Source organism: Methylophaga sp. UBA3192, assembly GCA_002363955.1.
GTDB lineage: Bacteria > Pseudomonadota > Gammaproteobacteria > Nitrosococcales > Methylophagaceae > Methylophaga.
In genome coordinates, this window is sequence record DEXE01000003.1 from 399904 (window position 1) to 416008 (window position 16105).

Sequence of the window (16105 nt, forward strand, 5' to 3'; positions counted from 1 at the left end):
CACTGTCAGCGAGATACCGCACAAAATTATTGTTAATGTTGAGGATAGACATGAAAGCTGAACAAAAAATTCTGCCTGATTCAGAGCGCCTGATCGAAGCAGCTGCCGAACATTTCGTTGTGACTGCACGTTCAGCTATTGCTAAACGGGGTGTGTTTTATGTTGCGCTGGCCGGGGGCTCTACACCTAAAGGTCTCTATCAGAAGCTGGCCACATCGCCTTATATCGAACAGATTGATTGGGCGCGGGTGCAGATCTTTTTTGGTGATGAGCGTTGCGTGCCGGCGACGCATGATGACAGCAATTTTAAAATGGCCAGATTGGCTATGCTGGATCATTTACCTATTCCTGCTGAAAATGTGCATCGCATGCCCACTGAGAGTGGCGATGCCACTGAAGTGGCCACTCGTTATGCTGATACCATCAAGTTGATTATGGAAGATAGACCATTTGATTTAGTCTTGTTGGGTTTGGGACCAGATGGCCATATCGCCTCATTATTTCCTGATACTCCGGCACTTGAAGTAACCGATACGTTGACTGCCAGTTTATTTGTTGAAAAATTTCAATCCTGGCGCGTGACATTGACCTATCCGGTAATCAATGCTGCCAGACAGGTCATTGTCTTTATTGCCGGTGAAGCCAAAGCAGATATTGTCAGAGATATCACTACCGGGGCGGTAACTGGATTACCGGTGCAACGACTTGCTCCAACAGGGGATTACTACTGGTTTATGGATAACGCTGCCGCAGCGAAATAATATGAAAACGTTGTTAGCTGCCGATATCGGTGGCACCAAAACCTTGCTGCAATTAAGCCATTTTGATGGTGAGGTGATCGTACAGCAACGGTTTGATAATAAAGCCTATACCGATTTTGAGGATTTGCTGACAACGTTTTTATCGTTAGTGCCAGCGAGTTATTTTCCTGTCAGCAGTGCCTGTTTTGCAGTGGCAGCGCCGTTGACTGGCCGACGGGTTCAACTGACAAATCTTGCCTGGATAATCGATATTGATAAATTGCAGGTGATGTTTCCGATTGCGGAGATTTCTTTGATCAATGATTTTGCCGCTGTGGGTCATGGTATTGATGAGCTTGGTGAAGAAGATTTAACGGTTCTGCAAGCGGGGGAACCTCAAGCCAGGGCCCTGAGGGCAGTTATTGGTGCGGGCACCGGTTTGGGGCAGGCTATTCTGTCACCAATACATACAGGTTGGCGAGTATGGCCAACGGAAGGCGGTCATACTGACTTCGCACCACAGGAACGAACACAGCAGAAACTGTTGGAAAAGCTGTTCGAGCAATACGACCATGTTTCTTATGAACGTGTATTGTCTGGTGCCGGTCTGGTGATGTTGTATCAGTTTATTGCTGAGCAACAGGGAGCCGCCGATTCATGTGTAAGCTTGTCTGCTGAACAGATTAGTGACTATGCGCTTAAGCAATCAGATCCATTAGCCGTAAAAACCATGCAATTATTTATGCAGATATATGGTGCTCAGGCTGGCAATCTGGCGCTGACTGCTTTGCCCGGAGCCGGACTTTTTATTGCTGGTGGTATTGCCGCAAAAAACTCAGCGTTGTTTAAGCAGGAACATTTTATGCAGTTTTTTCTTGCCAAGGGGCGAATGCGCGGCGTGTTGGAAAAAATTCCGGTCTACCTGATTAATAATCCTGATGTGGGGCTGTTAGGTGCACGTTTGTTGGCTCGAAACGCGTTATAATGTTCGGCATGACAGATAAAAAAAATCACATTCTGGTTAATGTAGAAACCACCTACCTGGATCATGAATCCGATCCGGCGAGGGCAAGATATCTTTTTGCCTATACCATTACTATCACCAATGAGGGCGACACCCCGGCCCGGTTATTATCGCGTTACTGGAAAATCACTGGCGGCGATGGTCATGAGCAGGAGGTGGAGGGCGATGGTGTTGTGGGGCAGCACCCTTATCTGGCACCAACTGAAACCTTTACTTATACCAGTGCGGCGATGCTGGATACCCCGGTTGGTATGATGCAGGGCCATTACAACATGATGGATGATAATGGTAGCCGATTTGCCGTCGATATCCCGGCGTTCACGCTGGCCGCACCGCAAAAACTCCATTGATGGCAGGTATTTTACAAACAGCTGCCAACTGAACCTGCTGCACAAATCCGCCCATCAATCCAGATAGCCTTATCCAGCCTGGCATCTTGCAAATCGCTGCCACCCAGCTTGGCATCCCGTAAATTGGCAAAACTTAAATCACTGTTGGATAAATTACTGTAGGACAGATCAGCCTGTTGCAGGTTGGCGCCTTTCAGATTAGCTCCCTGCAGGCTGGCATAACTCAGATTGCTAAGTTGTAAATCGGCATAACTCATATCAACTTCCATCAGATCGGCGCTCATCAGGTTTGACATGGCCAGCACACTGTTACGCAGGTTGGCTTTGGTCAGGTTAGCAGCGGGAATATCCATTGCCGGTTTCAGACAGTTTTCCCAGTTCGCGTTGGGCGCAGGCACACTGTCACAATCAGCTTCCGATAGACTTGACGGTGTCGGGAATAATATGGCGAAGCTGAAAATAGCGATGAGAATCAGGCTGATAATCAGCAATGGCCAGAAACGGGCAGGACGTTGAGGTTTGAGCTTTTGTAATAACGCACTGCGTTGCTGGCGCTGCTGAATTAAAAAGTCTGGTTCCAGTCTGCGTCGTTGTTCCCGACGCATTTCACGTTCAGCTTCGGTCATAGGTTGCTGATTGCGGCGATCAAAACCATCACGTTCATCAAGAGGTAACGGTGGTGGAGTGATAGGATCGACAACTTCCAGTTCGATGATATCGCCTAATGGCTGCCAGTTTTTTTGGTCCGAACTGATCTCTGTTTGGGCATCAATTCTGCCTAACTGCAGATTACTTTTCAGCAGGGCTATGGTGAACGGTCCACTGATCCTTGTATTTTGGCGGGTATACCATTTTGTACTGAATTTTTTCATTGGCCGGTCTTTGGCAACAAGTTGGTTGTTATACTAGCATTGTGTTTAATTCCAGGTGAATTCATGCAAATACCTCAGACCTCACAGGCTGCTCAGGTCACTGTAACGGGATCGGCAAGTCAAACGCCAGCGTTGACACCGGGACAAGTTGCGCAGGCTGTGGTGATATCGGCTGGAAAGGCGGGCGAAAATGTCGATATCCAGTTAGCAGGAAGGGTTATTACCATTCAGGCCGGGGTGGATTTGCAGCGTGGACAGACTCTTGAACTGCAACGAACCGATGCAGGTGCCAGTGATAAAGTAGCACTTAAATTACTCTCTGTGGCGGCTGTCACATCGGTTATGCCGAACTTCCGGCCAGGGCAAACGTTACTGGCAGAAGTCATTAAGTTATTACCTCAGCAATCTATCCTGTTGGCATTGCCGCAAGCCGGAAAATTGCCTGTGCCACTGGAATTGGATATCAGCAGGTTGAATTCCAGTTTCAAACCCGGACAGCAGCTTTTATTACAGATTCTGGGCAACGCACCACTGAGCGTTGCTCTAAAAACGCCCAATCCGAATTTGTCAGAAAATCTGATTTCCCAGCAACGTCGATTATTGCCGTTTGTTTTCGCCCAACCTCCGCAATTACAAAATGTGATCAATTCGTTACCGGATCTGAGAACAATGACTCCGGTTCAAAATGCGCTAAGTCAGCTATGGCAAAATATTCGCGAAACGCAAACTGTTCAGCAATCAGCCAATTTGCAACAAGCGATTCAACAGTCCGGAGTGTTTCTCGAAAGACAATTGATGCAGCCGAATCCGGTGATAAGTGGTGATTTCAAAGCGAATTTATTGAAACTGGCTGCAGCACTTGAAGGACAGATCCGACAAACAGCAAACGGTCAAATCAATGCTCAGAATCTTCCGGTGGAAATTCGTAATGCCCTGATAAATTTGCTCAATCAGCCTTCCGCTTTGCAACAGCTTCCATCACATATTACGAACGCTCTTATGGCAAGTGGTCAAACTCCGGCCCAATTATTAACCATGTTGCTGGCTGGTCAAGGACTGGCTGGCAACACCAGTCCCAATGTTCAGAATCTCAACCTTCAGAATATATCTGTTCAACAAAGTACTCAAAATGCACAATTTCAGGCTGGTGTGAACGAATTAGCCAGATTACAGGTTTTACTGCGCGAAGTAGAAACGGCGATTGCCAGAGTTCAGATGAATCAATTGAATATGGTCAGGGAAGCAGATAATCCCGCACAGCCCCAAGTCTGGTTGATGGATGTGCCCTTACGTGACAAACAACAGTTGCAGTGGATGCAGTTACAATTGCAACGTGGAACAAAGCAGGATGAGCAAGATGCAGAACAGTGGCAAGTGACACTCAATCTGGAAACACAAAACCTGGGGAAACTGCGCGCTTCAATTGCTTTGCAGACAAATAATGTCAGTGTGTCATTAACTGCTGAAGATCCAGAAGCGGTTGCGCTGCTGGAAGACAATATCGGTTTATTGCGTGACAAGCTATCAGCACTGGATTTACAGGTTCAGCGGCTCAGCTGCCATTGTGCGCCGGTAGAGTGGTTATCTCCGGTTGCGCAGACTGACTCGTCAGATGCATTACTGGATATCTCAGTATGAAACAACAAGCAGAGCCGTTACGTGCTATTGCATTGCATTATGACGGAGACAATGCACCCACAGTGACCGCCAGCGGCGAAGGCGATATTGCTGCTGAAATTATTCGCATTGCTAAACAGCACAATATTCCCCTTCGTGAAGATGCCGTTCTGGCTGATATGCTGAAAGAAATGCAGCTGGGGGAAGCGATACCTGAAGAGCTTTATCGAGTTATCGCAGAAGTGATTGCTTACGCATATATTATTTCGGGTAAATTCCCTAAGGACAAAGGCTAAATTCCAGTACAGATTAATCTGCGTTAAAGCATTATTACTGAGTTTGAGGCTTGTTTTTTTTTCAATACTTTACAAACAGCATTACAAAAATCTCATTAAGTGTTGATTTTAAAATATAAAACCGCTATTTTCATTTGCGTGTATCTTGAAACCGGTCATAAAGAAACCGCATACAAACCAGATGAATAAACTTCTAACAGTTGAGTCACCGATGTCAAGGACATCTGAGCAGAGCCTGACGGCACCGATATCTGCTGCGGAAGTGAGTGACTTGTTGGCTGCGCGGATTCTGATTAGTGGGACACGGCTTTCTGATCTGGCTTTTCTGCAAACCATGTTGTCGTTGAGTGGCTTTACCAATATCTCCACTGCCAATGGCCCGGAAAAACTCATGCAAATGCTGAGACAGGCCATTTCTGGTGACCTATGCGATATTGATTTGATCATCCTCGATTGCCGCTTGGGTGAATGTAATGCCCGGGAACTCCGGTTGAAGCTGGATCAGTTTGATGAATGGCGATTGATTCCGGTTATCGCACTGACAGAAAAATCACAATGGAACTATAATCAGCTATTAACGGATTTAGGACATGGTGTCACCTCACTTTTATATCGCCCGCTTACCGCTGAGTCATTGCCTCCCGCGGTCATGACAACTTTGGCTGCCAAACGTGAACGTGACCATTATCATCTCCGTCAGCAGCAGATTGAAGATGAAAATGCTCAGTTGCGAGTCATGGAAGCCAGACTGCAATTTTCCGTTAATCATGACGATTTAACCGGATTGGCAAATCGGCGACGTTTGGAACAGGCGCTCGATATTACGTTGACTCAGGTACGAAACTTCCATACCAGTAGCGCGTTGTTTTATATCGATTTGGATAGTTTTAAAGTACTGAATGATGCCGAAGGTCATGAAGCTGGTGATACCTTGTTAGTTCAGGTTGCCAATTCGTTGCGGAGCTTTTTTAAAGTCCGCGATACACTGGTGCGGATTGGTTCTGACGAATTTGCTGTATTAGTTGATACCATTGAACCGGATACTGCCATAGCCCGCGCTGAGGGCCTGCGGGAAATGTTTGATGGATACAGTTTTACTTTTCATGATCATGAATATCATTTATCCGCCAGTATTGGTGTTAAATGTATTACCGAAGCCGCTATTTCTACAGTGGGTGAAATCTTATCGCATGCTAATCAGGCATGCTATACCGCTAAAAAACGGGGCCGGAATCGGGTTCATGTATACAGCCCGGCTGATCGGGAAATGTATGCGTTAAGACATAGTGTCGAGTGGGCTCCAAGAATTCGTGCGGCATTAAAACAAGAAAATTTCATTCTTGAATTTCAGCCTATCTACTCGCTTAAAGAGAAAAAAATCAATCACTATGAGTGTTTGATACGCATGCGTGGGCAGGGTGATAAACTGTATTACCCACATGATTTTATACCGGTTGCAGAAGCCATGGGATTGATTCATCAGATTGACTTGTGGGTCGTTAACCATGCTTTTGAATTGCTCAGAAATGTTCCCGGCGATACAGCGCTGGCGGTTAATCTATCGGGTAATATTTTTCTAGATAAAAACCTCTACCCACTGGTTGAGCGCAAGTTACTGGAAACGGGGGCGGATCCATCCCGGCTGGTGTTTGAAATAACTGAAACCTCGGCAATTTCCAACTTTGAACAAACCAAACAAATGGTCGATCGATTGCGAAATCTCGGATGTCGCTTTGCATTGGATGATTTTGGTGCCGGATTCAACTCCTACAGCTACCTAAAACATTTTCCGGTGGATATTCTTAAAATTGATGGTGGATTTATTACCAATCTGCACAATGACCCTGTCGATCAGCTATTAGTAAAGTCGATGATCGATATTTCGCATAGTCTCGGCAAAAAAACCGTTGCTGAATTTGTCGAAGACAGAGAAACCCTGAAAATGCTGGAAGAGTTTGGTGTGGACTTTGTTCAGGGATATTTAATCGGTAAACCACAGCGGGTAATGCCCACCAAGCCTTAGGGTCTGTTGATCTTTCAGAGTTACAAAGTTGAAGTGCTTACGTAAAGATCAACATAGCCTAATGCAAATCGGTAGCCGAATGACGCTGTGCTCCGTGCAACCGGGTAATCAGCAGTGCCTCTTCTTCACTCAGATTGCAATTATCAATAAGTTGATTGATATCGACCCCTTTTCTGGCCAGCCGAATTGCATGCTCATAGCTATGTTGTTGTGGTTGACCGAGATCCATGCTTTTTTGCTGATCACGAATCTTCATTAAGGCCTGTTCAAATCGGACGATACGTTCATCAGAGCCTACTGCTGCGCTGCATAACGCTGATAACTGCTGCTGCAGAGAGCTGATTTGGCTTGCCTGAACTCGACTCAAGCGAAAGAAACGGTAGCTGGTAACAAGCAGCACAATTCCCAGCAAACCTACCAAACTATATAAGATATATAACATCATGATATGTCTCCTGAGACATCACACATATTCATCAATAATGCCGGTTTTAGGCGGCCGTTTAGGTTTAACCTCATCAGCGTCTTCTTGTGCCTTCTCATCCTGTTGCTTTGGTTTATGGCGTCGTTTCTCATCCGCCGGATTGTCCACTCGGGTGGTGGGAACAAGTGGCTGGGTTGGATGAATTTCGTCTGCCATGATTTACATCAGAAACTGGCGATATCCGCTATTTCGTCATCATTAAGCAGCTTGTTGACATCAACCAGAATTAACAGGTTTTTATCACGGCTACACACTCCCTGAATAAAGCGTGAACTGTCATCACTGCTGACATTCGGGGCCGTGTCTATTTCTGATTGATGCAAGTAAACAACTTCAGCCACACTGTCGACCAGCATGCCGATGACGTTACCGCTTACCTCAGCAATAATAATGCGCGACTCCTCATCGACTTCCCGGGAGGACAAACCAAACCGTTTGCGAGTATCGATCACGGTGACTACATTGCCACGCAGATTGATAATGCCGAGCACATAATCCGGAGCTCCCGGTACAGGCGCAATTTCAGTCGGGCGCAGCACTTCCTGTACTTGCATCACATTGATGCCATAGACTTCCTGCTCCATTTGATAAGTCACCCATTGCAGAATAGGGTCATTACCAGCCTGATTATCTTGCTCACTCATTGTATTTTCCTTATTCACAAAATATTGGCACATAAGTGGCTGCCAAATTTATGACGTTCTGTGTTTATAAGCATCAAAGCACAGTCTGTGCCAGTTTTATATTCGGTTATCGCAATATTTTTAACAGTTCTGTTAATGAAATAATACTGCTTAAAGGTGACATTAGCATACCTGCCAGCCAGGGTCTCTGTCCCGGTTCCCGCCGCCAACGCACATTTTCACTCTCCAGCGTAACCACATGGCGGATAGTGGATACAGCCAATCCCAGCTGTTTATTGTTCACCAGTAATATGTAACGGTTATCTGTTGAATTACTTGATTTATTGGTAATTAATGTTGTTAAATCAATTACTTGAGTATGCTGTTTAGGGCGGCTTAGGGTGCCAACGATATAGTCTGGCTGACCAGGAAGCTGTGACAGACCTTCTTCGGGCCAGTTCTCTATGCCGTCCAGTTCATCCAGGGTTAACGCCAGTTGCATACCAGCCACTTCAAATAATAAAGCCTGGGTGTCTTTGTCAGAAGTATTCGCGAGGCTGGCAATAATCCCGGGCTCAGTCTCAGGCACCGTTTCAGTTATTTCAACTGCAACGTGTTCCAAAGTCTCCGGTTCGCTGTCCAGTAACAGCTCCTGCAGATAGGCTGTCAAGGCTTGCTCTGGTTCTTTAATCTGGATTGGTTTAGACATTTTGACCGGGCTTTGCCGCTGGGGCTTTAGTGAGTTTTTTCATTAATCGTTCATAGGCCATACTGCCACGACTTTCTGGGTTGAGTGCAGGCAGAGGAATGCCAGACTTACTGGCATCACGAAATTGTGTATCAATCGGGATAGCATCCTGCCAGAGGTTTTCTTCATAATCCTTTTGCATTTTACGCAATGTCTGAACGCCGGCACGGGTACGGCGATCAAACATCGTTGGCACAATCAGGTACGGAAGTTTGTGCTGGCGGGAATGATTGATTAACTGCAGGGTATGCAACATGCGTTCAAGCCCTTTTAAGGCAAGAAACTCGGTTTGTACCGGTATCAATAACTCATCACAGGCAGCCAGCGCATTGACCATTAAAACACCCAGCATAGGCGGGCAGTCTATCAGCACATACTCAAATCGCTCATTCAGTTGCTTTAAGGTTTTGTGAATGACCAGGCCTTTACCGCTTTGGATACTGAGTTGGCGATCCAGGGTTGCCATGGCCGTTGCGGCGGGTAAAAGGTAAATATTATCCTGATTGGTTTTTTTGAGTGTTTTGAAAATAGCGTTGAGCGGTTGCTGGTCTGACTGTTGAAATAAAGTGTAGATACTGTGATCGATATTATCGGGATCAAACCCAAAATAAGTGGTTAACGAACCGTGCGGATCCATATCCAGTAGTAATGTGGAATGACCTTTTCTGGCAAGATGACTGGCCAGGCTGACCACTGTAGTGGTTTTGCCGACACCACCTTTTTGATTGGCAATCGCCCAGACCGTCATGGAGATACTTCGCCAGTAACGGAGGGTACCAGCACAGGAGGAGGCAGGCTGTCAGTAATGGGGGTAATACTGTTTTCAGACTCTGTTTCACTGCGATTCAATTGCTCATCAAACACTTCGAGGGTTCTTCGGCTCTCCTGGCTTCCCAGAATAACCAGTACCACCCGGCGGTTTTTTTGGCGGCCTAATTCGGTCTCATTATCCGCAATTGGTTTAAACTCACCATAACCTATGGCTGACATACGGCCCGGTTGAATACCAAAGCGATCCAATAAATTCACTACACTGGCCGCTCTGGCAGCTGACAGCTCCCAGTTTGACGGGAAACGCGGTGTATTAATCGGTTGATCATCAGTAAATCCCTCTACTTGTAGTGGATTGGCGACCAGGGCAAGTACATCGGCAATCTGACCAATTACCGGTACAGCCTCACGGGCCAAACGGGCATCACCACTGGCAAACAGAAAATTGGAATTGATCTCCACCTCCAGCCAGTCTTCAGTTTGCTTGATACTGACATCTTCATTGGTAATTAAATCAGCAAGCGCGTTGCTGAGTTGCTGCGAGATATCGTTGATGGTGCGCAAACTTTGCTCGGAAACAGGAGGGCGTTCCCTAGGCAGTTCAGGCAGTTCAATTTCAAAATCCGGTACTTCCGGCTTACCCGGCGAAGCGACACGTTCACCTTGTCCACGGCTGACTTCACCAATCTGAATCGGGTCACTGCTGCGAGTAGGTTGTGAAAAGACGCTTTCCAGTGTTTCTGATAAAACACGGTATTTGCCTTCATTCACTGATGAAATGGAATACATCACTACAAAGAAAGCAAACAGCAAAGTGATAAAATCAGCATAGGACACCAACCAGCGTTCGTGGTTTTCGTGTTCTTCATGCCGTTTTCTACGGGCCATCAGGCTAACCCAGATAAGCCTGCAGACGGCTCTCGATATTGCGCGGATTATCGCCATCAGCCACGCTGATCAAGCCATCTATCAACATCATTTGTAATTGGGTGCGACGTTGTACCAATGTTTTAAGTTTATTTCCCATCGGTAAAAACAATAGATTTGCCAACCCGACACCGTAGATGGTGGCAACAAATGCCACGGCGATACCCGAACCAAGTGAAGAGGGATCCGCCAGATTACCCATAACATGAATGAGTCCTAACACTGCACCAATGATACCGATGGTTGGCGAATAGCCTCCCATGGCTTCATAGACTTTAGCCGCCTGCAGATCATTGTTTTCCATGATATCGAGATCGGTTTCCAGTATTTCGCGAATGATTTCCGGCTCGGCACCATCGGCAATCAGTTGCAGACCTTTCTGAGTGAAGATATCAGTTTCTTCCATGGCCATGGCTTCCAGACGAAGTAACCCTTCTCTGCGGGCAATCTGATTCCAGTCAAGAATTTTATCAAGTAAGCGTTTAGCCGATTGTTGGGGGGGCTTGAAAATCCATACGGTCATTTTCAGGGCCCGAATAAAGGTATTCATCGGCGTCTGCAGCATGACTGCCCCCAGTGTACCACCCAGTACGATTAACAAGGCTACGGCATTCAGAATAGTATCGAGATGACCACCCTCCAGATACTGGCCGACGATGATGGCGCCAAATCCAATCAGTAAGCCGAGTATGCTGAGGATATCCATCGCTATTTGAACGCCGTCAGTAGTTTACCAATCTCAGTAAGACTCAGAACCTTATCCGCAACACCCGCTTTGGCGACAGCCATAGGCATACCATAGATGGTACTGCTTTGCTGGTCCTGAGCCCAAATGGTCGAGCCTTTCTGATGCATTTTTATCGCCCCTTCACATCCATCCGCTCCCATTCCAGTGAGGATGATGGTCAAGGTCTGCGCAGGACAAACCTGAGAAACGGATTCAAGCGTAACGTCGATGCAGGGTCTGTAAGTCGCATTTTCTGGACCAGGGTCGACTTGCAGGTAAAGTTGTCCACGCCGACCTTTCAGTAAAAGCTGTTGACCTCCAGGGGCCAGATAGGCGATTCCTGGGCGTAATACATCGTTTTGCTGAGCTTCTTTAATACGAATATCACATTGTGAATTTAAGCGTTCAGCAAAAGATGGTGTAAATGTTGCCGGCATGTGCTGAAGTAAAACAATTGGGAAGGGGAAGTTGGCCGGTAGTTGTGATAACACATTTTGCAGGGCAACAGGTCCTCCCGTTGACGTGCCAATCACCACTAATTCAATTTTTTTCTTTTCTGCCGGAATGAGAGGGTGAGTCAGCTCAGTTGTTTTGGCAACAGAAGTCTGTTTATGCGGATTTGCATGGGTTGCCAGAAAATTGATCCGATCACATAATTTTTGTCGGGCACGGGTTTTGTCCTGCGCTAAATCTTCAAAACGCTTTGGGAGAAAGTCCATTGCTCCCGCGTCTAATGCATCCAGCGTAGCTTTGGCTCCTTCCGTCGTCCAGGTCGACAGCATCAATACCGGGGTAGGGCGTCGTCGCATAATTTTTTTGACCGCACCGATTCCATCCAGTAAAGGCATTTCCAGATCCATGGTAATAACATCCGGTCTGTAACGGGATACCATTTCCACGGCTTCCATACCATCGGCTGCACTGGCAATGACTTCCAGTCGTGGATCGGCATTAATGATTTCAGTCAGTCGCCGGCGGAAAAAAGCTGAATCATCAACAATCAGTACCTTAACAGTCACAAATATCCTTAATAATTTCGATGTGCGTAGGTATTCATTAACTCTGGAAAATCGAGAATAAGCGCAATACGGCCATCGCCGGTAATAGTTGCTCCTGCAAAGCCTTTAGTGCCGTGGAGTAAGGCGCCGAGGGGCTTGATAACCACCTCTTCCTGACCGATTAACTGATCAACAACGAATCCCACTTTACGGGTGCCGACATTGACTATAACCACATGTTCAGTTGTTGCTTTAGACTCTGAAACATTACCTTTATTAAGCCATTTGCGTAAATAAAACAGTGGCAGGGCTTTGTTTCGTACAATAACAGTTTGCTGACCATCTACGGTATTGGTTTTATTCAGGTCCAGATTAAAAATTTCATTTACGCTGACCAGTGGAAAAGCAAAGATTTGATTACCCAGCATCACCATTAAGGTAGGCATGATGGCTAAGGTCAATGGGACTTTGATAGAAAGCGTTGTACCTTTACCGATTTCCGATTGAATATCAATGACGCCGTTCAGTTTGGAAATACTGGTTTTGACCACATCCATCCCTACACCGCGACCTGAAATATCAGATATTTCCTGTTTCATTGAAAAGCCCGGTGCAAAGATCAAAGCAAAGCATTCTGATTCGGTCAGTCTGGAGGCTGCTTCTTCATCCATCATGCCTTTTTCAACGGCTTTACGACGCAATATTTCCGGGTTCATGCCGGCGCCATCATCAGAGATGGTCAACAAAATATGATCCCCTTCCTGTGCGGCAGCGAGGACGATTTGGCCTTGTTTGGGTTTGCCTGAAGCTTCACGGATATCCGGCATTTCAACACCATGGTCAACCGCATTGCGAACCAAATGTACTAATGGATCGGCTAAGGCTTCGACCAGGTTTTTATCTAAATCAGTTTCTTCACCGCGTAATTCAAGATTGATGTCTTTTTTCAGGCTGCGAGCCAAATCACGTACCACCCGGGGAAAACGACCAAATACCTTTTTAATGGGTTGCATCCGTGTTTTCATCACAGCAGTTTGCAGGTCACCGGTGACCACAGCCAGATTATTGACAGCTTTGGCCATTTCTTCATTTTCAAAGGCGGCTTCTAGCGTATTAATACGATTGCGTACCAAAACCAGCTCACCCACCATATTCATGATGTCATCCAGTCTGGCGGTATCCACACGTACACTGGTGTCTGCTGCAGCCTTTGCCTGTGGAGCGGCAGCGGCCGGTTTTACAGCAGTAACTGAGTCTCCATCGTCAACCGCCTTTGGCGTTGTTTCAGGCTTCGGTGGGCTGGGAGGCGGGCTCGCTGCTTCGGCAGCGGGCTTTGCTGGTGGAGTGGGTTTGGCTGCTGGTTTTTTTCCTTGTAATTCATCCAGCAACGCTTCAAATTCTTCTTCGGAGATTTCGTCATCACCGGACGTGTTTACGGGGTCAGTCTTTGGTGGATCTGCTGGAGGTGTTATGCCTGGCGGGGCATTGCCATGCAGCTGATCCAATAGTGCTTCAAATTCGTCATCAGTGATTTCATCACTTGCAACATTATCTGCCGCAGGGACGGTGATTTCCGGTTCGGGCTCAGGTTCAGGTTCAGCCACCACTGGAGGCGCATCGCCTGATAGGTAAGCTGCCAGTTGCTGAATTATTACCGGATCAGCTTCAGTCGGGTAGGAACCGGCTTTAACCTCTGCAAACATACTGTTCAGAATATCCAGCACCTTGAGAAAGGTGTCCATCATATCGGCATCAACCAGGCGTTCACCCTGGCGCAGCAGATTAAAAACATCTTCGCCTTTATGACACAGATTAACCATAGCCTCGAGACTTAAAAATCCAGCACCACCTTTGATGGTGTGAAAGCCCCGAAAAATGGAATTCAGTAAATCTTTATCCTGAGGTTGTGTTTCCAGAGCAACCAATTGCTCATTCAATCCATCAAGAATCTCTTCTGCCTCAACCAGAAAATCCTGCAGAATCTCATCATCTGTATCTAAGGCCATGCTCCTGTCCTTCTAAAAACCAAGACTGGATAACAAATCATCCACATCGTCCTGGCTGTTGACCACATTCGGTTTATTTTTAGCGTTTATCTGCGGTCCTTCTGCTTTTAATGGGTCCACGACTTTCGTTTCCCCACTTTGCTGAGTTTGTCCTGCCACCTTAACCAGCTTCACCAGATTGTTTTCAACTTCTTCCACCAGTCCAATGACTTGGCGTAAAACTTGTCCGGTTAAGTCCTGAAAGCCCTGTGCCAGCGTCATTTCAGAAAGGTTATTATGTATCTCTCCAGCATGCGTATTCACCACAGGTAAGTAAGCTTCAATTTCCCGGCTTAAATCACGGAATTCTGTTGCTGACATCTCCCGATTTCGAAAGCGTTGCCAGCTTTCATTGAGCTTAGCGGCAGTTTGTTTCAATTCATTAGCCAAAGGCAGGGTTTTATCGATATATCCTAAAGTTTTATGTGCAGCTTCTTCGGTGGTTTCAATAACGTAATTCAGACGATCACGGGTATCCGGCATGTCAATGTGGGTGAGATCGACCAGCCGGGCATCGACTTTGAAGTTATTCAGTGCTTCATGCAATTCACGGGTCAGTTTGCCAATATGCTGGAATAGTTCACTTTCACGTGCGTTGGTTAAGGCCATCAATTCTGTTTTAATGCGACTATCGTCTTCCTGTTCGATAGCTTCGATAAGAGCCTGGGCGGCCTTAAGTTGTTCTGCTTTATTCAGAGCGTCCATAATGTCCTTTCCAGCTTATTTATTGCGCGTTAATACGTTCAAATATTTTTTCTATTTTTTCTTTAAGGGTTGCGGCAGTAAAAGGCTTGACAATATAACCATTGACGCCAGCCTGGGCTGCCTCAATGATTTGTTCCCTTTTGGTTTCAGCAGTCACCATTAATACCGGCAAGGTTGATAATTTAGGGTCGGCACGCACTGTTTTAAGCAGGTCAATTCCCTGCATGCCAGGCATATTCCAATCGGTTACCAGAAAGTCGATACCGCCGGCATTCAAAATAGGCAGGGCGGTTAAACCATCATCGGCTTCAACAGTGTTATTAAAGCCCAGATCGCGTAATAGATTTTTGATAATCCGTCGCATTGTAGAAAAGTCATCCACAATGAGGATTTTCATATTTTTATCCAAGGTATACCTCCCAAATTTACTGCATCCAATCGCGAAGTTTACTACGCAATCGCACCACAGTTTGCGTGTGGATTTGACTGACACGTGACTCACTGACGCCGAGTACTTCACCGATTTCTTTTAAATTTAATTCTTCATTATAGTACAGGCTCATCAATAGCCGTTCACGTTCTGGCAGGGCGCCTATTGCTTCGGTCAGAGCCTGTTCAAAATTATTATTTTCTGTGATTTCCGCCGGGCCAATATCATCACTGCCAAACGACTCACCATCGGTCAGCTGATTATCAGTCATATCATCCAGGCTGAATACCTGATGACCGGAAGCGTCCTGTAATTGCTGATGGTATTGTTCCAGAGTCATTTGCAACGCATCCGCCACTTCCTGCTCTAGTGGAGCACGACCAAGCTGTTGTTCCAGCTGATGCATTACCTCGGCAATTTCACGGGCTTTGCGATGTACCGATCGCGGTGCCCAATCGTTACGGCGGATTTCATCAAGCATTGCACCACGGATACGAATACCGGCATAGGTTTCAAAGCTGGCGCCCTGACTGGCTTTATACTGGTTGGAGGCATCCAGTAAACCAATCATTCCAGCCTGAATTAAATCATTAACATCTACGGTATGGGGTAAGCGGGCAACCAGATGGTAAGCGATACGTTTAACCAAACCACCATGTTGCTCAATCAGCTGATGCTGACTCAGTTCTGAAACTTGGCTGGAATACATGCTTACACCAATCATC

At 46.4% G+C, this 16105-nt stretch carries 19 protein-coding genes; 6 read left to right on the plus strand and 13 right to left on the minus strand.

Annotated features, from left to right (window positions below; genetic code table 11):
* The first annotated feature begins 50 nt into the window (after window positions 1–50).
* From pgl to apaG, 3 genes are read left to right on the plus strand one after another with little or no spacing between them, the layout of a single operon-like run.
* On the plus strand, window positions 51–761 hold the full coding sequence (gene pgl / locus B2337_RS03525) for a 6-phosphogluconolactonase (protein ID WP_292362302.1): 711 nt from the start codon (window positions 51–53) through the stop codon (window positions 759–761).
* A 1-nt stretch (window position 762) separates the two neighbouring features.
* Window positions 763–1725, plus strand: a complete 963-nt coding sequence (gene glk, locus B2337_RS03530; RefSeq protein ID WP_292362303.1) for a glucokinase — start codon at window positions 763–765, stop codon at window positions 1723–1725.
* An 8-nt stretch (window positions 1726–1733) separates the two neighbouring features.
* Window positions 1734–2114 (plus strand): Co2+/Mg2+ efflux protein ApaG, encoded by a 381-nt coding sequence (gene apaG, locus B2337_RS03535; RefSeq protein WP_292362304.1) that lies wholly within the window; start codon window positions 1734–1736, stop codon window positions 2112–2114.
* 11 nt (window positions 2115–2125) lie between these two features.
* Here the strand turns inward: apaG and B2337_RS03540 are convergent, their stop codons facing one another.
* Window positions 2126–2986, minus strand: a complete 861-nt coding sequence (locus B2337_RS03540) for a pentapeptide repeat-containing protein (RefSeq protein WP_292362305.1) — start codon at window positions 2984–2986, stop codon at window positions 2126–2128.
* A 63-nt stretch (window positions 2987–3049) separates the two neighbouring features.
* Here B2337_RS03540 and B2337_RS03545 point away from each other — a divergent pair, with 63 nt between their 5' ends.
* The 3 genes from B2337_RS03545 to B2337_RS03555 all read left to right on the plus strand — a co-directional run bounded on the left by B2337_RS03545 (window position 3050) and on the right by B2337_RS03555 (window position 6922).
* Window positions 3050–4624, plus strand: coding sequence for a flagellar hook-length control protein FliK (locus tag B2337_RS03545; protein WP_292362306.1), 1575 nt, complete (start codon window positions 3050–3052; stop codon window positions 4622–4624).
* A complete protein-coding gene (locus B2337_RS03550) occupies window positions 4621–4899 on the plus strand; it encodes an EscU/YscU/HrcU family type III secretion system export apparatus switch protein (RefSeq protein WP_292414008.1) in 279 nt (92 codons plus the stop codon). Before B2337_RS03545 ends, B2337_RS03550 begins: the two co-directional genes overlap by 4 nt.
* Before the next feature lie 211 nt (window positions 4900–5110).
* Window positions 5111–6922 (plus strand): putative bifunctional diguanylate cyclase/phosphodiesterase, encoded by a 1812-nt coding sequence (locus B2337_RS03555; RefSeq protein WP_292414009.1) that lies wholly within the window; start codon window positions 5111–5113, stop codon window positions 6920–6922.
* A 58-nt stretch (window positions 6923–6980) separates the two neighbouring features.
* Here B2337_RS03555 and B2337_RS03560 read toward each other — a convergent pair whose 3' ends face one another.
* The 12 genes from B2337_RS03560 to B2337_RS03615 form a co-directional block, all read right to left on the minus strand.
* Complete coding sequence (locus B2337_RS03560) at window positions 6981–7367, minus strand: DUF2802 domain-containing protein (protein ID WP_292362309.1); 387 nt, start codon at window positions 7365–7367, stop codon at window positions 6981–6983.
* 18 nt (window positions 7368–7385) lie between these two features.
* Complete coding sequence (locus tag B2337_RS03565; RefSeq protein ID WP_292362310.1) at window positions 7386–7562, minus strand: hypothetical protein; 177 nt, start codon at window positions 7560–7562, stop codon at window positions 7386–7388.
* 8 nt (window positions 7563–7570) lie between these two features.
* Window positions 7571–8050, minus strand: a complete 480-nt coding sequence (locus B2337_RS03570; RefSeq protein WP_292362311.1) for a chemotaxis protein CheW — start codon at window positions 8048–8050, stop codon at window positions 7571–7573.
* A gap of 106 nt (window positions 8051–8156) precedes the next feature.
* Window positions 8157–8738, minus strand: coding sequence for a chemotaxis protein CheW (locus tag B2337_RS03575; RefSeq protein WP_292362312.1), 582 nt, complete (start codon window positions 8736–8738; stop codon window positions 8157–8159).
* Window positions 8731–9525 (minus strand): ParA family protein, encoded by a 795-nt coding sequence (locus B2337_RS03580; RefSeq protein ID WP_292362313.1) that lies wholly within the window; start codon window positions 9523–9525, stop codon window positions 8731–8733. The genes B2337_RS03575 and B2337_RS03580 overlap by 8 nt, the downstream gene beginning before the upstream one ends.
* Window positions 9522–10436: a flagellar motor protein MotD gene (motD, locus tag B2337_RS03585; protein ID WP_292414010.1), complete on the minus strand. Its 915-nt coding sequence runs from the start codon at window positions 10434–10436 to the stop codon at window positions 9522–9524. The genes B2337_RS03580 and motD overlap by 4 nt, the downstream gene beginning before the upstream one ends.
* Before the next feature lie 4 nt (window positions 10437–10440).
* Window positions 10441–11181, minus strand: a complete 741-nt coding sequence (locus tag B2337_RS03590; RefSeq protein ID WP_292362315.1) for a flagellar motor protein — start codon at window positions 11179–11181, stop codon at window positions 10441–10443.
* Window positions 11182–11183: 2 nt separating this feature from the next.
* Window positions 11184–12221: a protein-glutamate methylesterase/protein-glutamine glutaminase gene (locus tag B2337_RS03595; protein WP_292414011.1), complete on the minus strand. Its 1038-nt coding sequence runs from the start codon at window positions 12219–12221 to the stop codon at window positions 11184–11186.
* An 8-nt stretch (window positions 12222–12229) separates the two neighbouring features.
* Window positions 12230–14206 carry a chemotaxis protein CheA gene (locus tag B2337_RS03600; protein WP_292414012.1) on the minus strand — a complete coding sequence of 659 codons (1977 nt, stop codon included), beginning with the start codon at window positions 14204–14206 and terminating at the stop codon, window positions 12230–12232.
* Window positions 14207–14218: 12 nt separating this feature from the next.
* Window positions 14219–14950, minus strand: coding sequence for a protein phosphatase CheZ (locus B2337_RS03605; RefSeq protein WP_292414013.1), 732 nt, complete (start codon window positions 14948–14950; stop codon window positions 14219–14221).
* Window positions 14951–14969: 19 nt separating this feature from the next.
* On the minus strand, window positions 14970–15359 hold the full coding sequence (cheY, locus tag B2337_RS03610) for a chemotaxis response regulator CheY (protein ID WP_292362319.1): 390 nt from the start codon (window positions 15357–15359) through the stop codon (window positions 14970–14972).
* A gap of 16 nt (window positions 15360–15375) precedes the next feature.
* Complete coding sequence (locus B2337_RS03615; protein ID WP_414673655.1) at window positions 15376–16104, minus strand: RNA polymerase sigma factor FliA; 729 nt, start codon at window positions 16102–16104, stop codon at window positions 15376–15378.
* Window position 16105 lies beyond the last annotated feature (1 nt).